This is a genomic window from Kitasatospora sp. NPDC056800, assembly GCF_042789775.1.
Taxonomy (GTDB): domain Bacteria; phylum Actinomycetota; class Actinomycetes; order Streptomycetales; family Streptomycetaceae; genus Kitasatospora.
In genome coordinates this window covers 1-15996 of record NZ_JBHUAL010000223.1, presented here as the reverse complement: position 1 = coordinate 15996, position 15996 = coordinate 1, and the positions used below count along the sequence as shown (strand labels likewise).

Below are 15996 nucleotides of genomic sequence, written 5' to 3'. Positions count from 1 at the left end.
CCGAACCCCAAACCCCACCCCCCCCCCAACCCCCCCCCTCGCAACCCCCCCCCCCCCGCCCGCCGTAACGGCCCCCCGCCAACCCGGTCCGGGGGGGGGCGCCGCCATCGGCACCGCCCACGAGTGTGTCCGGCGCCGGTCCCGGGTTCCCCGGCCGTCGGCCCGGGCGTCCCCGCAGGACGTCCCCGCCGGGCCTCCCCGCCGGATCTCCCCGCCGCGCATCGCCGTCGGAGCACCCCGCCGGGCATCCCCGGAATCCCCCGCCGACCGGCCCGGATCCGTCCACCGAGGGCCCGCGCCCGGAGCCGTCGGCCCACGGCGGTACGGTTGCGCTCCGACAGCGCACCCACGTGCCCGGGCCCGGACGGACCGGCCCGGCCGGGGCGGCGACCGCGGCAATCGGAAGGAAGGGCGCGCGATGGCGGCGGAGGAGGAGGGCCTGACCGGCCCGGACGAGGCCAGGCCCGCACCGGAGGCCGGGGCGGAGCCGGCGGCGGACGCGCGCCCGGAGCCGTCGGCCGAGCCGCTCCACGAGCACCGCTCCGGGCCCAGGTCCGTCCCCGAACTACTGCTCGGCCGCCCGCCGATGGCCCGCCCGCTGCCGTCCTTCGACCACCAGGCCGCCCCCGCCGAGCCCGGCCCGCTGTTCGTGGACTGGCTCGCCACCGCACTGCACGCCGGGGTGCTGGACCCGCAGGCCTTCACCCTCTCGACCGTCGACGCGGACGGCATGCCGGACGCCCGGGTGCTGGTGCTGCGCGACGTCGACGCGGCCGGCACTGGCTGGAACTTCTCGGCGGCCGCCGACAGCCCCAAGGGCCGCCAGCTCGCCGAGCACCCGGCCGCCGCGCTTACCGTCTACTGGCCGCAGCTGGGCCGCCAGGTCCGGGTGCGCGGCACCGTCGAGCGGGCCGCCGACCTGGTCGCCGCCGCCGAGTTCGCCACCCGCTCGCCCGCCGCCCGGGTCGGCGCGCTGGTCGGGCGGCAGAGCGAGCCGCTGGGCTCGGTCGCCGAGTACGACGAGGCGGAGGCGGTCGCCCGTCGCCGGCTGGAGGCGCACCCGGACGCGGTCGCGCCCGGGCACGCGGTCTACACCCTGTGGGCGCACGAGGTGGAGTTCTGGCAGGGCGACGCCCAGCGCCGGCACACCCGGCTGCGCTACACCCGCACCGGCCCGGTCAGCTCCCCGGAGTGGTCGCGCACCCTGCTCTGGCCGTAGCGCTGTAAGGCCGCCGGGTCCCCAGGGCGTCCTGGGGACCGAAGCGAGGGCTACCGTCGCCCGGTCAGCGTGGCCCCCACGCTGGCCGCGACCACGCACCCGATCCCGGCCAGCTGCGGCGCGCCCAGCAGCTGTCCCAGCACCACCAGCCCGACCAGCGCGCTGACCGCCGGCTCCAGGCTGACCAGCACGCTGAACACCCGCTGCGGCATCCGTCGCAGCGCGGTCATCTCCAGCGCGTACGGGATCACCGGCAGCAGCAGCGACACCCCGGCCACCGCGGCGAGCAGCGCCACCGGCGAGGCCTCGGGCACGGTCAGCCCGTGCCAGGCCTGGCCGAGCCCGAACGGCGCCAGCGTCAGCGCGCCGACCGTCATCGACACCGCCAGGCCCTGGAAGCCCTGGAAGGCCGCGCCGACCTTGTCGGTGAACAGGATGTACAGGGCGTAGCAGGCGGCCGCCCCGAAGGCGTACAGCAGGCCGACCGGGTCGAGCGATCCGCCGCCGTCGCCCTCGCCGAGCAGGGTCAGCAGCGCCACGCCCGCGGCCGCGAGCAGCGCCCAGAGCAGGTGGCTGGCGCGCCGGGCGAAGACCAGGGCGACGGCGAGCGGGCCGAGGAACTCGATGGTCGCGGCGGTGCCCATCGGCAGCCGGTCGATCGCCCCGGCGAACAGGAAGGTCATCCCGGCCGAGGCCATGCCGAGCAGCGCGGCCGCGGCGAGGTCGCGGGGGCGCTTGCCGCGCAGCTTCGGCCGGGTGACGGCGAGCAGGATGACGGCGGCGAAGCCGAGCCGGAGGAAGGTCGTGCCGCTGACGCCGAGCGGGCCGAACAGCGGCTTGGACAGGGCGATGCCGGTCTGCACCAGGAACATCGCGGTCAGACAGAGAAGCGGCGCCGGGATCCGCTCCGGGCGCCGCAGGACCTTGCCGAACCGGCCGGTGGACCGGCCGGGGTGGACTTCGGGTGGCGCCGAGGGGCCGGACGCCCCACCTCGTCGCCAGCTGCCCCGCTCGCCGGCGGGCTCGCCCTTGGGGGAGGGCGGCATGGCCAGGGCCTCGGCGACGGCGGCGGCCGACGACGAGGCGGCAGGGGTTTCGCTGGTATGGGAGGTGGGCATATTTGTGAGTTTGCCGTAAGGAGTGATGAACCAGCAAGCTCGTTACAAAAATCGGGACGGATACGGACGGGTGCGTCCGAAAGGGTGGACTCGCGCGGGTGTCGCGGCGTGGCTGCCGCAGTCGTCCGACGGACCGTCAGTATCAAGGCGGGGTGCGCCATCTCCGCTCCGCCGCCCTCCTCGCCGCCGCCCTCGTGCTCCTGCTGGCCACCGACGGGACGGTCGTGAACGCCGAAGCCGTCACCCCGGCCGCCGGCGCCGCCCCCCGCATCCGGGCCGTCAGGCTGCCCGACCGGTCCGGCCCGCCCCGGGCCCGCGACACCTGGAGCGGCCCCGCCTTCGACGCCTGCACCGCACCGCCGCTCGACACCCTGAAGGCCTGGCGCGACGCCTCCCCGTACGGGGCGCTCGGCGTCTACACCAGCGGCTCCCAGCGCGGCTGCGGCCAGCCGCGGCTCACCGCCGAGTGGGTGCGCCAGGTGCGGGCGTTGGGCTGGCGCTTCCTGCCGGTGCACGTCGGACTGCAGGCGCCGTGCGCCGACCCGGGCCACAAGCCCAAGCGGATCGACCCGGGGAAGGCCGTCGAGCAGGGCCGGGAGGAGGCGGACGAGGCCGCCCGGTCCCTGCGCGCGCTCGGCTTCGCCAAGGGCAGCCCGGTCTACCTGGACATCGAGGCCTATCCCTTGCGCGACCCGGCCTGCGGCCAGGCCGTGGTCGACTTCACCCTCGGCTGGACGGCGGGCCTGCACGCCGCCGGCTACCGCTCCGGCTTCTACTCCAGCCTCGACTCCGGCATCGCGGACCTCGCCGCCGCCGCCCGGGCCGGCGGCTCCCCGATGCCCGACGCGCTCTGGTACGCCCGCTGGGACGGCCAGGCCGACACCGACGGCTCCGGCGCCCTGGCCCCCGACCTCTGGACCTTCCACCAGCGCGTCCACCAGTACCACGGCAACGTCGAGGAGACCTTCGGCGGCGCCACCCTCACCGTGGACCGCAACCACGTGGACGGCCCGACCGCCCGCTGAGACCCGCCCGCTGAGATCCGCCGCCGACGACCCGTCGCCCTCACCGGGCGGGGAGCGGGCCGGGGGCGGAACCGGGACGAATCCGTGATCCGCGCAACGGGGCCGGGATACTGACAGCAGGGGGTGGGAGCGGCACAATCGGGCACGTCCGCGCGCATTACCGCCCGGTAGGTGCCGCGAGCGCAGCCCCCAGTGCCGCCAGGTCAAGGAGGACCCGTGTTCAGCACGATGCAGGACGTTCCGCTCACCGTCGCCCGAATCCTGGAGCACGGGTCCACGGTCCACGGCCGTTCGACCGTGACCACCTGGGACGGCACCGGCCCGGTCGTCCGGACGTACGCCGAGGTCGGCGCCCGCGCCGCCCAGCTCGCCTGGGCCCTGCGCGACGAGCTCGGGTGCACCGAGGAGAGCGTCATAGCGACGCTGATGTGGAACAACGCCGAGCACCTGGAGGCGTACCTCGCCGTCCCCTCGGCGGGCTCCGTGCTGCACACGCTGAACCTGCGGCTGCCGTCCCAGCAGCTGTCGTTCATCGTCAACCACGCCGCCGACCGCGTGATCATCGTCAACGGCAGCGTCCTGCCGCTGCTCGCCGCCGTCCTGCCGGACCTCGCGCCGACCCTCAGGCACATCGTGGTCAGCGGCCCCGGCGACCGCTCGGTGCTGGCCGGCTTCGCGGGCGGCGTGCACGACTACGAGGAGCTGATCGCCGGCCGGCCCACCGAGTACCCGTGGCAGCGCGACATCGACGAGCGGCAGGCCGCCGTCCTCTGCTACACCTCCGGCACCACCGGGGACCCGAAGGGCGTGCTCTACAGCCACCGCTCGGTCTACCTGCACTGCCTCCAGGTCAACACCGGCGACAACTTCGCCTTCACCCCGAGCGACACCGCGCTGCCGGTGGTCCCGATGTTCCACGTCCAGGCCTGGGGCATCCCGCACGCGGCCTTCATGTCCGGCGCCAACCTGCTCATGCCGGATCGTTTCCTCCAGCCCAAGCCGATGGCCGAGATGATCGCGGCCGTCCGCCCGACCGTCAGCGCCGCCGTCCCCACCATCTGGGCCGGCCTGCTGGGCGAGCTCGACGCCGGCGACTACGACACCTCCAGCCTTCGCATGGTGGTCATCGGCGGCAGCGCCTGTCCGCCCTCCCTGATGAAGGCCTACGAGGAGCGCCACGGCATCCGGGTGCTGCACGCCTGGGGCATGACCGAGACCTCCCCGCTCGGCTCCTTCGCCCAGCCGCCGGGCGGCCTCACCCCCGAGCAGGAGTGGCCGTACCGGATCACCCAGGGCATCTTCCCGGCCTCCGTCGAGGCCCGGCTGATCGGCCCGGGCGGCGAGCGGATGCCGCACGACGGCGTCTCGGCGGGCGAGCTGGAGGTGCGCGGCCCGTGGATCGCCGGGGCGTACTACGGCGGCGCCGGCCAGGACCCGGTCCGCCCGGACGACAAGTTCTCCGAGGACGGCTGGCTGCGCACCGGCGACGTCGGCACCATCACCGCCGACGGCTACCTGACCCTCACCGACCGGGCCAAGGACGTCATCAAGTCCGGCGGCGAGTGGATCTCCTCGGTCGAGCTGGAGAACGCCCTGATGGCCCACCCCGACGTGGCCGAGGCCGCCGTGGTCGCCGTCCCGGACGAGAAGTGGGGCGAGCGCCCGCTGGCCACCGTGGTGCTGCGCCCGGGCGCGACCGCGGGGCTGAAGGAGCTGCGGGCCTTCCTGGGCGAGCGGATCGCCTCCTGGCAGCTGCCGGAGCGCTGGTCGATCGTGGAGTCGGTGCCGAAGACCTCGGTCGGCAAGTTCGACAAGAAGGTGATCCGGGCCAGCTACGCGGCCGAGGAGCTGGACGTCACGGTGCTCGGCAAGGAGTGACCGCGCGAAGGGCCGGCCGCCCCCGTACGAACGGGGACGGCCGGCCCTTCCACGTGTTCGGCGTGCCTCAGCCGGCGGCGGCGACGCCCGCCTCGCCCATCGCGCCGATCCGCCCGAGCAGGTCGACGATCCGGGACTGGACGTCCTCGCTGGTCGAGCGCTCGGCGAGGAACAGCACCGTCTCGCCGGTGCGCAGCCGGGGCAGTTCGCGCGGGTCGAGGTCCACCGAGGTGTAGACCACCAGCGGGGTGCGGTGCAGCCGGTCGTTGGCGCGCAGCCAGTCCAGCAGGCCGACCCGGCGGCGGCGGATCTGCAGCAGGTCCATCACCACCAGGTTGGGCTGCACGCTGCTGGCCCGGGCCACCGCGTCGTTCTCGTCCACCGCGTGCTCGACGTGCATGCCGCGCCGCTCCAGGCTGCTGATCATGGCGGCGGCGATGTCCGGGTCGCCCTCGACCAGCAGCACCCGCGGGGCGTGCTGCTCGCCGTCGCGCGGTGCGAGGGCGCGCAGCAGGACGGCCGGGTCGGCCCCGTACGCGGCGTCCCGGGTGGCCTGGCCGAGGCCGGCGGTGACCAGCACCGGGACCCTGCGGTTGAGCGCCGCGGTGCGCAGTGACTGGAGCGCGGTGCGGGTGATCGGGCCGGTCAGCGGGTCGACGAAGAGGGCGGCGGGGAAGCCGGGGACCTGGGCGTCCACCTCCTCGCGGGAGCGGACGATCACCGGCAGGTAGCCGCGCGCCTGGAGGGCCTGCTTGGTGGCCGGGTCGGGCTCGGGCCAGACCAGCAGCCGACGGGTGTTGGCCAGCTCGCCGGTCGGGGCCGACGGCTGCTCGGGTGCGGGCCGCTCCTCGGCGGGCGGGAGCTCGGCCATCGGGCGCGGCGCGGTCCGGGCGGCGTCGGCCGGGACGGGCGGCTGCGGCGCGGCGGCGGGCACCGGGCCGAGCTGGCGCGGCGGGGCGAGCTCGCCCAGTCCGGTGCCGACCGGGCGCGGGCCGGACGGCTCCTCGGCGGCGGGCAGCGCGGCCCGGGCGGGCGCCAGCGCGGTGCCGGGGGAGGGCTGCGCCTGGCCTGCCTGGCCTCCTTGGCCTCCCTGTCCGGACGGGCCGGAGGCGTTCACCAGGGCGTCCGGGCCGGGCCCCGGCGGGACGGCCAGCCGACGGCGGCGCCCGGTCGGGGCGGCGGCCGGTTCGGGCGGCGCGGGCGCGGGGCCGGCCGGCAGGGCGTGCTCCAGACCGGGGTAGACCGGGGTGTCGGCCGCCCCGGGCAGGGCGAAGCCGCCGGAGGACTCCTCGGCCGAGGGCAGCGCGCGGCGGCGGCGGTGCCTGGTCTCGCCGGAGGCCTGCTCCTGGGCCGCCTCGGCGGTCGGGGTGCCGCCGGGCGGGGTGCCGTCCGGGGCGGCGGGCGCGGGCGCGGGCGCCGGACCGAGGGCGAGCGGCTCGCGCCCGCCGGGGCGGTTCGGCTGCGCCCGGTGGCCCTCGACGGGCACGGCGTAGGCGGGGCCGGAGCGGCCGTCGTCCTTGCCCCACGGGTCGCTCTGGGCGCCGTTCGGCCCGGCCAGGCCCTGGCGGCCGTACGCGGGGTCGTTGCCGGTGCCGTTCCACTGCTCGGGGACGGCCCGCTCGACCCGGGCGGGGGCGTTCGGCCACTGGTCGGCCGGGATGTCGGGGTTGCCGGGAGCACCGGGGACGCCGGGGGCGTCGGGGGTGTCGGACGCCGGGGTCTCGGCGGCCGGGCGGCCGCGGCGGCCGCGCCGCTCGGCGGGCGGCTCCTCGGCGGGCGCCCGTTCCGCGGCGGGGGCCGCGGCGGCCTCCGGGGTCTCGGAAGCGGGCTGCTCGTCGGCCGCCGCGGGCTCGGCGCCCTCGCCGCTGCTGGGCAGCTGCGGGATGCCCGGGAGCTCCGGCAGGACGGCGCTGTCGCTCTCCTTGGGCCGGTCGGAGCGGCCTTCGGCGGCGGCGCGCTCGGCGGCGGCCTTCGCGGCGACCGGGTCCAGCGGCAGCTCGACGACGTACGTGGTGCCGGCCTTGCCGGGCAGCTCGTGCGGCTGGAGCACACCGCCGTGGCGCTCGACCACCGCGCGGGCTATCGGCAGGTGGACGGGGCTGCCGCCGACGCCGGGGCCGCGGATCTCGACCCGGGCGACCTCGCCGCGCTGGGCGGCGGCCAGCACGACGGTCGGCGGCTCGGGGGCGGGCGGCAGCGCGGGCGCGGCGGCGCCGTTCAGCCCGGGCACGGTCAGGCCGGGGGAGGGGGCGACGGGGGCGTCCAGGGAGAGTCCGACGCCGCTGACGTCGGCGACCAGGTGGGCCAGCGCCTGGGCCAGCCGCCGCTCGTCGGCGATCACCTCGACCGCGGCGGCGTGCACCGAGAACCGCACCCGGCCGGGGCCGACCAGCTCGCCGGCCTCCTCGACGGCCCGGCGGACCACCTTGTCCAGGCCGACCGGGACCCGGGACGCGGCCTTCGGCCCGTCCTTGCCGTCCTTGGCGCCGGCCTTGGGCTCCTTGCCGTCCTTGCCGTCCTTGGCCTCGGCGGCGCCGCTCTCGCCGGCCTCGCAGCGCTGGTGGTCGAGCACCCCGTCGATCAGCTTCCCGTACCGGCGGCACTCGGCGGCCAGCCGGCGCAGCGTCCAGTTGGCCTCCGGCCAGAGCTGGCCGGCCGGGTCGGCGGCGAGCGCGTCCAGCCGCTCGTTCAGCGCGTTCAGGGCACTGCCCAGCTCGCTCTCCAGGACGGCGGTGAGGTGCTCGTTGCGGGCGACCAGGGCGAGTTCGCGGCTGCGGTCGGTGAAGGTCATCACCGCGCCGACCAGCTGGTCGCCGTCCCGGACCGGGGCGGTGGTGAGGTCGACGGTGACCGGTCGGCCGTCCTTGCGCCACAGCACGGTGCCGCGCACCCGGTGCTTGCGCCCGGAGGTGAGGGTGTCCAGCAGCGCCGACTCCTCCAGCGCCAGCGGGGTGCCGTCGGCCCGGGAGTGCTGGATCAGCGGGTGCAGCTCGCGCCCGCCCAGCTCGCTCGCCCGGTACTCCAGGATGTGCGCGGCGGCCGGGTTGACCAGCACGCAGCGGCCTTCGAGGTCGACGCCGAGCACGCCCTCGGCGGCGGCCCGCAGGATCATCTCGGTCTGCTTGTGCTGGCGGCGTAGCTCGGCCTCGACGCCCAGCCGGCCGGAGAGGTCGCGGACCAGCAGCAGGAGCAGGTCGGAGGAGGAGGGCGAGTTCTCGCGGTACGAGTCGTACGGGGAGCGCGCGTAGCCGCGGCCGTCGCCGTCGTCGGCGAAGTCGTTGCCGGACACCTCGACCGGGAAGGTGGTGCCGTCGGTGCGGTGGGCGGTCATCCGGACCGGGCGGTCGAGGGCGTCGCCGTCGCGGGTGGCCGGTCGCATCGAGCCGGGGATGCGGCTGGGGTCGAACTCGGGCAGCAGACCCAGCACGCCCATGCCGACCAGTGAGGTGCCCGGCGCCTGCAACGCCTGGACCGCCGCGCTGTTGGCGTCCACGACGGTGCCGTTGCTGTTCACCAGCAGCAACGCGTCGGGCAGGGCGTCGAGTATGGCGGCGAGGCGAGCAGCGCCTCGGATCGGCCTGCTGCTCACGTCGACAGGTCTCCTCGGCTCGGGGCAGCTCCTCCGGAGACGGCAGTATCTCATTCTTCTTTGCGGCGGAGTCGACCCGCCTAGTAACGTTGGCGGCGGTTGGTGCCGAGCCCCACGGTTGTGGCATCATCACTGACACACGGAACGGCTCCGCTCGCGCGGGTACGATCCCTGTGGGGAGGCTTCGCCTAGTCCGGTCTATGGCGCCGCACTGCTAATGCGGTTTCGGGGTTATTCCTGATCGAGGGTTCAAATCCCTCAGCCTCCGCCAGTCGGGAGCCCCCGTCGACGATCTCGTCGACGGGGGCTCTTCGCGTTCCCGGACACGTTCCCGGCCGCGGTCCGGCTGCGGTCCGGGACGGCCCGGAGCGCGGCCCCGGCGGCGCGCGGGAGGAGGTCGGGAGGGGTCGGGCGGGGCCCGGAACAACCGATTTCGTCCTACGCCGCAGGTCATGTAATGTTGTCCCCGCAACGCCCCGGCGGCAACGTTCACCAGGGCGAGCGCTCATAGCTCAACGGATAGAGCACTTGACTACGGATCAAGAGGTTGCAGGTTCGAATCCTGCTGAGCGCACTCAACTCCGCAAGATCGGGTTCGCCCGTTCCTTGCGCTCATAGCTCAACGGATAGAGCACTTGACTACGGATCAAGAGGTTGCAGGTTCGAATCCTGCTGAGCGCACCATCGAGAAGCCCCCGGCCACCGGCCGGGGGCTTCTCCGTTTCCCCGGCGTACCCGGCGAGTGATTCGAACACAGGCCACGGGTGGGTGGCCGCGTCCCGGAGGCCGGTGTCCGCCGAATGGGCCTGGAGGTGCCATTCCCGCGTCCGTTCGGGTGGCGCCGATTGCCGCCTAATGGATGAAATGCAGCCGTTTCGGGTACATCCCGTCCTGCCGCCCGGATGACCGCCGAACGGGTGGGATACGGCCAAAAGCACCGGTGTCGCAGTATGACCGGCCCAGGATCGTGATTCCTTTTTGTCGGATCTTGTGCAGACTGCCCACCCCCCGGCAGCCGACCGCGAAGGAGAGCCGGATGAGCCGACAGTTTCCCCGTACGGCTGTCGCCCTGGCCGTCCTCGCGAGCGGGCTGCTGACCGCGTGGAACGTCCCGCTCGCGGCGGCCCGGCAGTTCCCCGACACCCGGTCCGCCGAACACCGGGCGGTGCCGCCCTCCGGGCTCCCGGCCCGGGTCGACCTCGACGCCGCCCCGCAGGAGTACGGCACCGCCACGCACGTGGCCTCCGACCTCCTTCTGGGCGCCGGCGCGACCGCCCCGGCGCGCACCGGCCGCAGCGGCGCCGACGTGTCGATCGCCCTCCCCTTCCCCACCGAGGCGGCGATCGGCCGCTACTACCGGCTCACCGTCCCGGTCGCGGTCGGCGACCGGCCCGCCACCCTGGCCGGCTGGATCGACTTCGGCCGCACCGGCCGGTTCGACCCCGCCCAGCGGGTGCAGACCGAGATCCCGGTCGGCGCCGCCACCGCGACCCTGGAGTGGACCGTCCCGCCCGGCGCGGCCTCGGGCGAGACCTGGGCCCGGCTGCGGATCGGCCGCGACGCCGGACAGCTCGTCTCCTCCGGCGGCTTCGCCGACTCCGGACAGGCCGCCGACCAGCGGATCGAGCTGACCGTCGGCGCCGCCCGGCCGGAGATCGCCGAGCCGGTCGCCGGTGCCGTCCTCGCCGACGCCCGCCCGCAGGTCAGCGGCCACGGCGCGGTCGCCGGCGCCACGGTGGAGGTCCGGGAGGGCGACACCGTCCTCTGCCGGACCGAGGCCGGGAGCGGCGGTGACTGGTCCTGCCGCCCCGGCACGGAGCTGGCCGTCGGTCCGCACGCCCTCACCCCGGTGGAGACCACCGGCGGCGGCGTGGTGCTGCGCGGCGATCCGGTCACGGTCGACGTGAAGACCGTGCCGCCGGGCGCTCCCACGCTCACCGTCCCCGCGTACACCAACGACCCGGGGCTCCGGCTCACCGGCACCGGCGAGGCGGGCAGCACCGTCTCGGTCCTCGACGAGGGCTCCAGCGACGAACTGTGCATCACCGGGGTGCCGGCGGGCGGCGCGTGGTCCTGCCTGCCGGTCGAGGACCTGACGGTCGGGAAGCACCTGCTCACCCCGGTCGCGGTCGACCGGGCGGGCAACCGGACGGCCGGGCTGCCGGTCCCGCTGGTCGTCTCCACCGCCCTGCCGGGCCGGCCGGTGCTCACCTCGCCGGCCCCGGGGGAGACCGTGCGGGTCAGCCGGCCGAAGCTGGCCGGCCGGGCGGATCCGGGCACGGACGTGCTGGTCACGACGGGGGCCGACGCGGGCGCGGAGCCGGAACGGCGGACGGTGCTCTGCGGGGCGACGACGGCGTTCGACGGGAGCTGGAGCTGCACGGCCAACCGGGACCTGGCGGCCGGGGAGCAGTGGCTGACCGTCACGGCGACCGACCGGGCGGGGAACGCGGCCTCGGCGGAGCCGGTGCCGGTACGGGTCGCCACGACAGAGGCGGCGCCCGCTCCGGGGGCGTCGGGCCCGGCGGTGCCGAGTGCGGCGGCGCAGAGTCCGGTACTGCCGAGCCTGGTGCTGCCGAGCGCGGCGGCTCCGAGTGCGACGGCTACGGCTACGGCTTCGGCTTCGGGTCCGGGGGCGTCGAGCCCGACGGCGGCGGTGCCGGCGTCGAGTTCGGCAGCGAGTCCGGTGGAGTCCGGTGCGGCGGCGGTGCCCTCGGGCCCCGCCGAGCCGAGCCCGAGCGCCCAGGGTGCGGCGGTGGCCTCGCCGACTCCGTCCGTCGTGGCGGCGCCAGCGGGGGTGCCGGTCGCCGTTCCGCCGGTGGGCGCACGGCCGGTGACGGCGAGTCCGGTGGGCTCCGGTCCGTCGGCGGGCCCGTCGGCGGGGCCGTCGAGGGCGACTCCCGGGCCCGCGAAGACCGTGGCGGCCGCGTCCGCCGCTTCCACCAGGCCCGTCGTCCCGACCCTTTCGACCGCCGAGGCCTTCTCCCCGAGCCTGACGCCGGCCCCCGCTACCGGCCACGGCGCCCCGGCCGCGGCCGTCGTCGCGGTGAGGCCCGGGCCCTCACCGGCCGGAGCCGCCGACCCGGTCGACTCCGCCGGGCCCGCCGGGGACGCGGTTCCGCCGTTGGCGGCGCCGCCGGTGGAGACCGCGCAGGGCGCGTCCGGGCGGTCCGGGGCGACCGGCTGGCGCGGTGGAATCGCCGGATTCCTGCTGGTGCTCACCGGCCTCGGGCTGATCACCCGTCGGGTGTTCGCCCGCAGGCCAGGTGCTCCTCGGCGCTGAACTGCGCCGAACTGTCCCGACCATCAGTTCATGTGCCTGCGCGTCAGGTCGGCTTTGGATGATTCGTCAGTAAATGTCGACACACCTCGGCTCAAATGTCGCATTTGATGACGTATGAACTTAGCCTGACCCTGGCACTGCCCGTCAGATCCGGGCCGCCCGTTGCGCGACACACCGACCCAGAGGATCCGTGCATGGACGTCACCCGCGATTCTTCGCAGCGACCCGACAACCTGCCCAAGGCGCTCCCGCCGGCCCTGCCGGAACGTTCCGCCGTCGGCTCCGGCCCGCTGGCTGGGACCACCGCCGTCAAGACCCTCAAGCCGGGCGGCCCGGCCGACAGCGGTCCGGCGACCACCCCGCTGGCCGTCGTCCCGAGCCCCTCCCACGGCGGCTCGGCGGACCTGCGGGACCCGCTGGAGTCGGCCGCCCCGGAGACCGTCGAACTCCCGGACCCCACGGTGGCCGGGGCCCTGACCGCCACCACCTCCCGGCGCCCGCCGCGCGCCGACCAGGCGCTGCGCGAGCAGCGCGCCACCGCGCTGCCCGGCTGGCTGGCCCTGCTGGCGGTGCTGATCGGCGTGGGCGGCGTGCTGCTCGTGCTGCTGCGCACCGGCGTCATCCCGTACTGGGACGCGCTGCCCGACCTGCGCGGCAGCGCCGCGCGGGAGAGCGGCCGGGTGGAGGTGGACGCGCCGTGGATCGCCGCGGTGGCCGCCGCCGGCCTGCTGGTGGTGTTCACGCTCGCCGGGCTGCTGGCCAACGCGGGCGGCGAGACCCGGGTGCTGACCCGCTGGGGCCGCTACCGGGGCACCGTCCGCCGGACCGGCCTGGTCTGGGTCAACCCGCTGCTGCGCCGCCGCCGGGTGGACGTGCGGCTGCGGCACTGGCGCAGCGAGCCGGTCAAGGTGGTGGACCGCACCGGCACGCCGATCGTGGTCCGGCTGCTGATCGTCTGGCGGGTCAAGGACACCGCGCGGGCGCTGCTCGCGATCGAGGACCACGAGAGCTACCTGCGCGAGCAGGTCCAGGCCGTGCTCACCCGCACCGCGTCCACCCTGCCCTGTGACAGCAACGCCGCGCCCGGCCCCGCGCTGCGCGACGGACAGTGGTTCGCCGACGAGATGACCAGGGCGCTGGCCGCCGAGGTCGCCCCGGCCGGCCTGGAGGTCTACTCGGTGCAGCCGCTGGCCCTGGACTACGCGCCCGAGGTGGCCGAGTCGATGCGCCGGCGCAGACTGGCCGACCTGGACGCGGGCCTGCGCACGGTGCTGGTGGACGACGCGGTCGAGGCCGCGGCGCTCGCCGTCCGCCGGCTGGAGCGGGCCACCGCGCACGAACTGGACGAGGCCGCCCGCAGCGCGCTGATGGAGCAGCTGCTGGTCGCCTTCGTCGCCCCGGCCGGAGTGGCCGCCTCGGTACCGTCCCCGGCCGCCCGTGCCGGGCGGAAGGAAGGACGACCCGCATGAGGATAGCCACCGGCGCGTACGCCGAGTCCGGTATCGGCCCCGACGGCGATCCCGGACTGATCGGCTTCGAGGAGCGCCTCGGCAGCATCCCCGCGCTCGCGGGCTGCGGCTGCCCGAACTGCGTCGTCCGGCCGCGCACCGCCCGCTCCGCGGCGGCGGCCGGCGGCAGCCGAATACACCGGGCCGTGCGGGGCACCTGCCTGGCCACCACCGTGCTGGCGGGCGCCGGCGTCGTCGGCCTGACGGCCGGCGCCGGATCCGCGCACGCCGCGGCCGGGAAACAGGGCTGGGACGGCTCGAAGTACTGGTTCAAGAACGGCTCCGGCGAGTGGCGTTGGACCAGCCACTACGACGTCTACGCGAGCCGTACCGGGCAGTCCGGCGGCTCCGCCGGTTCCTCTGGTTCCTCCGCTCAGGCCGTCTCCAACGGATCGGCCTCCTCCGCAGGGATGCGCCAGGGCTGGGACGGCTCGAAGTACTGGTTCAAGAACGGCAGCGGCGAGTGGCGTTGGACCAGCCACTACGACGTCTACGCGAGCCGCACCGGGCAGTCCGGCGGCTCCGCCCGGACCCCCGCGCAGCCCGCGCCCCCCGCGAGTCGCCCGTCGGCGAACCCCGCACCGGCCTCCGGGAGCATGGAGTCGGCCATCGACTACGCGCTCGCCCAGCTGGGCAAGCCGTACGTCTGGGGCGGCAACGGCCCGTCCGGCTACGACTGCTCGGGGCTGGTCCAGCAGGCCTACCGGCGCGCGGGGATCAGCCTGCCGCGGGTGGCCGACGACCAGTACGCGGCGACCACGCCGATCAGCGCCGGGCAGCTGCGCCGCGGCGACCTGGTGTTCTGGTCCGACAGCGGCCGGGCCTCGGGGATCCACCACGTGGGGATCTACCTCGGCGGCAACAAGTTCGTGGAGGCTCCCCGGCCGGGCACGACCGTCCGGATCTCGACCCTCAGCCAGGGCTACTACCCCACCCACTTCGGGCGGCCGTGACCGCGCGGCCGTAACGGCGAAGGCCGTACCGGGCCCCGACAGCGCGCCGCTGTCGGGGCCCGGACCGCGTTCGGAGCGGCCGCGGTGCCGGATCCGGCTCAGGCGGAGGCGGCGTCCAGCAGGGCGGTCTGCTCCGGGGTGAGCTGCAGGGTGGCGCCGACCAGCAGCGGCGGGAGCTGCTCGACGGTGCGGGCGCTGGCGATCGGGGCGGCGACCGTCGGACGGGCGGCGAGCCAGGCCAGGGCGACGGAGGCGGGCTCCACCCCCTGCTCGGCGGCGACGGTGTCCAGCGCCTCCAGCACCTTGGGGCCGCGCGGCTCGGCCAGGTAGCGGGCGGCGCCCTCGGCGCGGGCGCTGGCCACGCCGTCGGCGCCCGGACGGTACTTGCCGGTCAGGAAGCCGGAGGCCAGCGCGTAGTACGGGACGGTGGCCAGGCCGTGCTCGGCGACCACGTCGGCCAGCGGGCCCTCGAAGGTGCCGCGCGAGACCAGGTTGTAGTGCGGCTGGACGGCGACGTACTTCGCCAGGCCCTCGCGCTCGGCGAAGGCCAGCGCCTCGGTGAGCCGCTCGGCGGAGATGTTGGAGGCGGCGACCGCCCGGACCTTGCCCTCGCGGACCAGCTCGTCCAGCGCGGTGACGAACTCCTCGACCGGGGTGTCGTCGTCCCGGTGGGTGTAGTAGAGGTCGATCCGCTCGACGCCCAGGCGGCGCAGCGAGTCCTCGGCCGCGGCCTTGATGTTGGCGGCGCCCAGGCCACCGCGCTCGGCGAGCATGCCGACCTTGGTGGCGATCACGACGTCCTCGCGGTTGCCGCGGCTGCGCAGCCAGTTGCCGAGGACGGTCTCGGACTCGCCGCCGGTGTTGCCCGGGGCCCAGGAGGAGTAGACGTCGGCGGTGTCGACGAAGTTTCCGCCGGCCGCCGCGTAGGCGTCCAGGACGGCGAAGGACTGCTGTTCGTCGGCCGTCCAGCCGAAGACGTTGCCGCCGAGGGAGAGCGGGAAGACGGACAGGTCGGAGGTGCCGAGGCTCACCCGGCTGTGGTTTCCGGTCATGAAGGCAGTCAACCCCATGGCCCGGTCCGGCATTCCGGGAACCCCGCGGTCTTCACGAGGCTGTTGCACGGAAGGGTGGTGTGGTCCGCGCGACGGGGGTCCGGGGTGTGCCCGAGGTGGGCCGATTCGTTAGAGTCCGTGCCATGGCTGACAACGACTACGACCCCGCCGGCAGCACCCAGATGTTCCGGGCGTTCGTCGACGAGAGCCCGGCGCCCCAGGCCCCGGGCAACGTTTCCACCTACGGCAGCAGCAAGAGCAGCGGCCGCACCGGCGTGATCGCGCTGGTCGCCGTCGTCGTGCTGGTCGTCCTGGGCGCCGTCGTCTGGCTGGCGGTCAAGTGACCTTCGCGCGGGTGACCCTCGTCCGGG

General features: G+C 75.6%; 10 protein-coding genes and 3 tRNA genes. 10 read left to right on the top strand and 3 right to left on the bottom strand.

All coding sequences use genetic code 11. The features are described 5' to 3' along the window. Positions 1–418: 418 nt before the first annotated feature. The gene (locus ACFRQN_RS34490) at positions 419–1219 is read left to right on the top strand and encodes a pyridoxal 5'-phosphate synthase (protein WP_234348562.1); all 801 of its coding nucleotides are present in this window, start codon (positions 419–421) and stop codon (positions 1217–1219) included. A 50-nt stretch (positions 1220–1269) separates the two neighbouring features. Here ACFRQN_RS34490 and ACFRQN_RS34485 read toward each other — a convergent pair whose 3' ends face one another. Continuing rightward, complete coding sequence (locus ACFRQN_RS34485) at positions 1270–2337, bottom strand: DMT family transporter (RefSeq protein WP_380744360.1); 1068 nt, start codon at positions 2335–2337, stop codon at positions 1270–1272. A gap of 152 nt (positions 2338–2489) precedes the next feature. Here ACFRQN_RS34485 and ACFRQN_RS34480 point away from each other — a divergent pair, with 152 nt between their 5' ends. Together ACFRQN_RS34480 and ACFRQN_RS34475 are read left to right on the top strand one after the other, a co-directional pair. Beyond that, positions 2490–3362 (top strand): DUF1906 domain-containing protein, encoded by an 873-nt coding sequence (locus ACFRQN_RS34480; RefSeq protein WP_107086553.1) that lies wholly within the window; start codon positions 2490–2492, stop codon positions 3360–3362. Positions 3363–3578: 216 nt separating this feature from the next. After that, positions 3579–5240 carry a long-chain fatty acid--CoA ligase gene (locus tag ACFRQN_RS34475; protein WP_074001832.1) on the top strand — a complete coding sequence of 554 codons (1662 nt, stop codon included), beginning with the start codon at positions 3579–3581 and terminating at the stop codon, positions 5238–5240. A 67-nt stretch (positions 5241–5307) separates the two neighbouring features. Here ACFRQN_RS34475 and ACFRQN_RS34470 read toward each other — a convergent pair whose 3' ends face one another. Then, positions 5308–8829, bottom strand: a complete 3522-nt coding sequence (locus ACFRQN_RS34470) for a PAS domain-containing protein (RefSeq protein WP_380744357.1) — start codon at positions 8827–8829, stop codon at positions 5308–5310. Positions 8830–9006: 177 nt separating this feature from the next. Here ACFRQN_RS34470 and ACFRQN_RS34465 point away from each other — a divergent pair. The 6 genes from ACFRQN_RS34465 to ACFRQN_RS34440 all read left to right on the top strand — a co-directional run bounded on the left by ACFRQN_RS34465 (position 9007) and on the right by ACFRQN_RS34440 (position 14573). Further along, positions 9007–9100 (top strand) — tRNA-Ser (locus ACFRQN_RS34465). A 230-nt stretch (positions 9101–9330) separates the two neighbouring features. Continuing rightward, a tRNA-Arg gene (locus ACFRQN_RS34460) sits at positions 9331–9403 on the top strand. Positions 9404–9437: 34 nt separating this feature from the next. Beyond that, positions 9438–9513 (top strand) — tRNA-Arg (locus ACFRQN_RS34455). A gap of 352 nt (positions 9514–9865) precedes the next feature. After that, entirely contained in the window at positions 9866–12112 is a 2247-nt protein-coding gene (locus ACFRQN_RS34450) for an Ig-like domain-containing protein (RefSeq protein WP_380744355.1), read from the top strand. Positions 12113–12306: 194 nt separating this feature from the next. Beyond that, a complete protein-coding gene (locus ACFRQN_RS34445; protein WP_380744353.1) occupies positions 12307–13581 on the top strand; it encodes an SPFH domain-containing protein in 1275 nt (424 codons plus the stop codon). Then, positions 13578–14573 carry a C40 family peptidase gene (locus ACFRQN_RS34440; RefSeq protein WP_380744351.1) on the top strand — a complete coding sequence of 332 codons (996 nt, stop codon included), beginning with the start codon at positions 13578–13580 and terminating at the stop codon, positions 14571–14573. The genes ACFRQN_RS34445 and ACFRQN_RS34440 overlap by 4 nt, the downstream gene beginning before the upstream one ends. Positions 14574–14671: 98 nt before the next feature. Here the strand turns inward: ACFRQN_RS34440 and ACFRQN_RS34435 are convergent, their stop codons facing one another. Next, on the bottom strand, positions 14672–15625 hold the full coding sequence (locus tag ACFRQN_RS34435) for an aldo/keto reductase (RefSeq protein ID WP_049650145.1): 954 nt from the start codon (positions 15623–15625) through the stop codon (positions 14672–14674). Between the two features lie 143 nt (positions 15626–15768). Between ACFRQN_RS34435 and ACFRQN_RS34430 the strand changes: the two genes are divergently transcribed. Continuing rightward, complete coding sequence (locus tag ACFRQN_RS34430; RefSeq protein ID WP_049650146.1) at positions 15769–15969, top strand: hypothetical protein; 201 nt, start codon at positions 15769–15771, stop codon at positions 15967–15969. Positions 15970–15996: the final 27 nt, after the last annotated feature.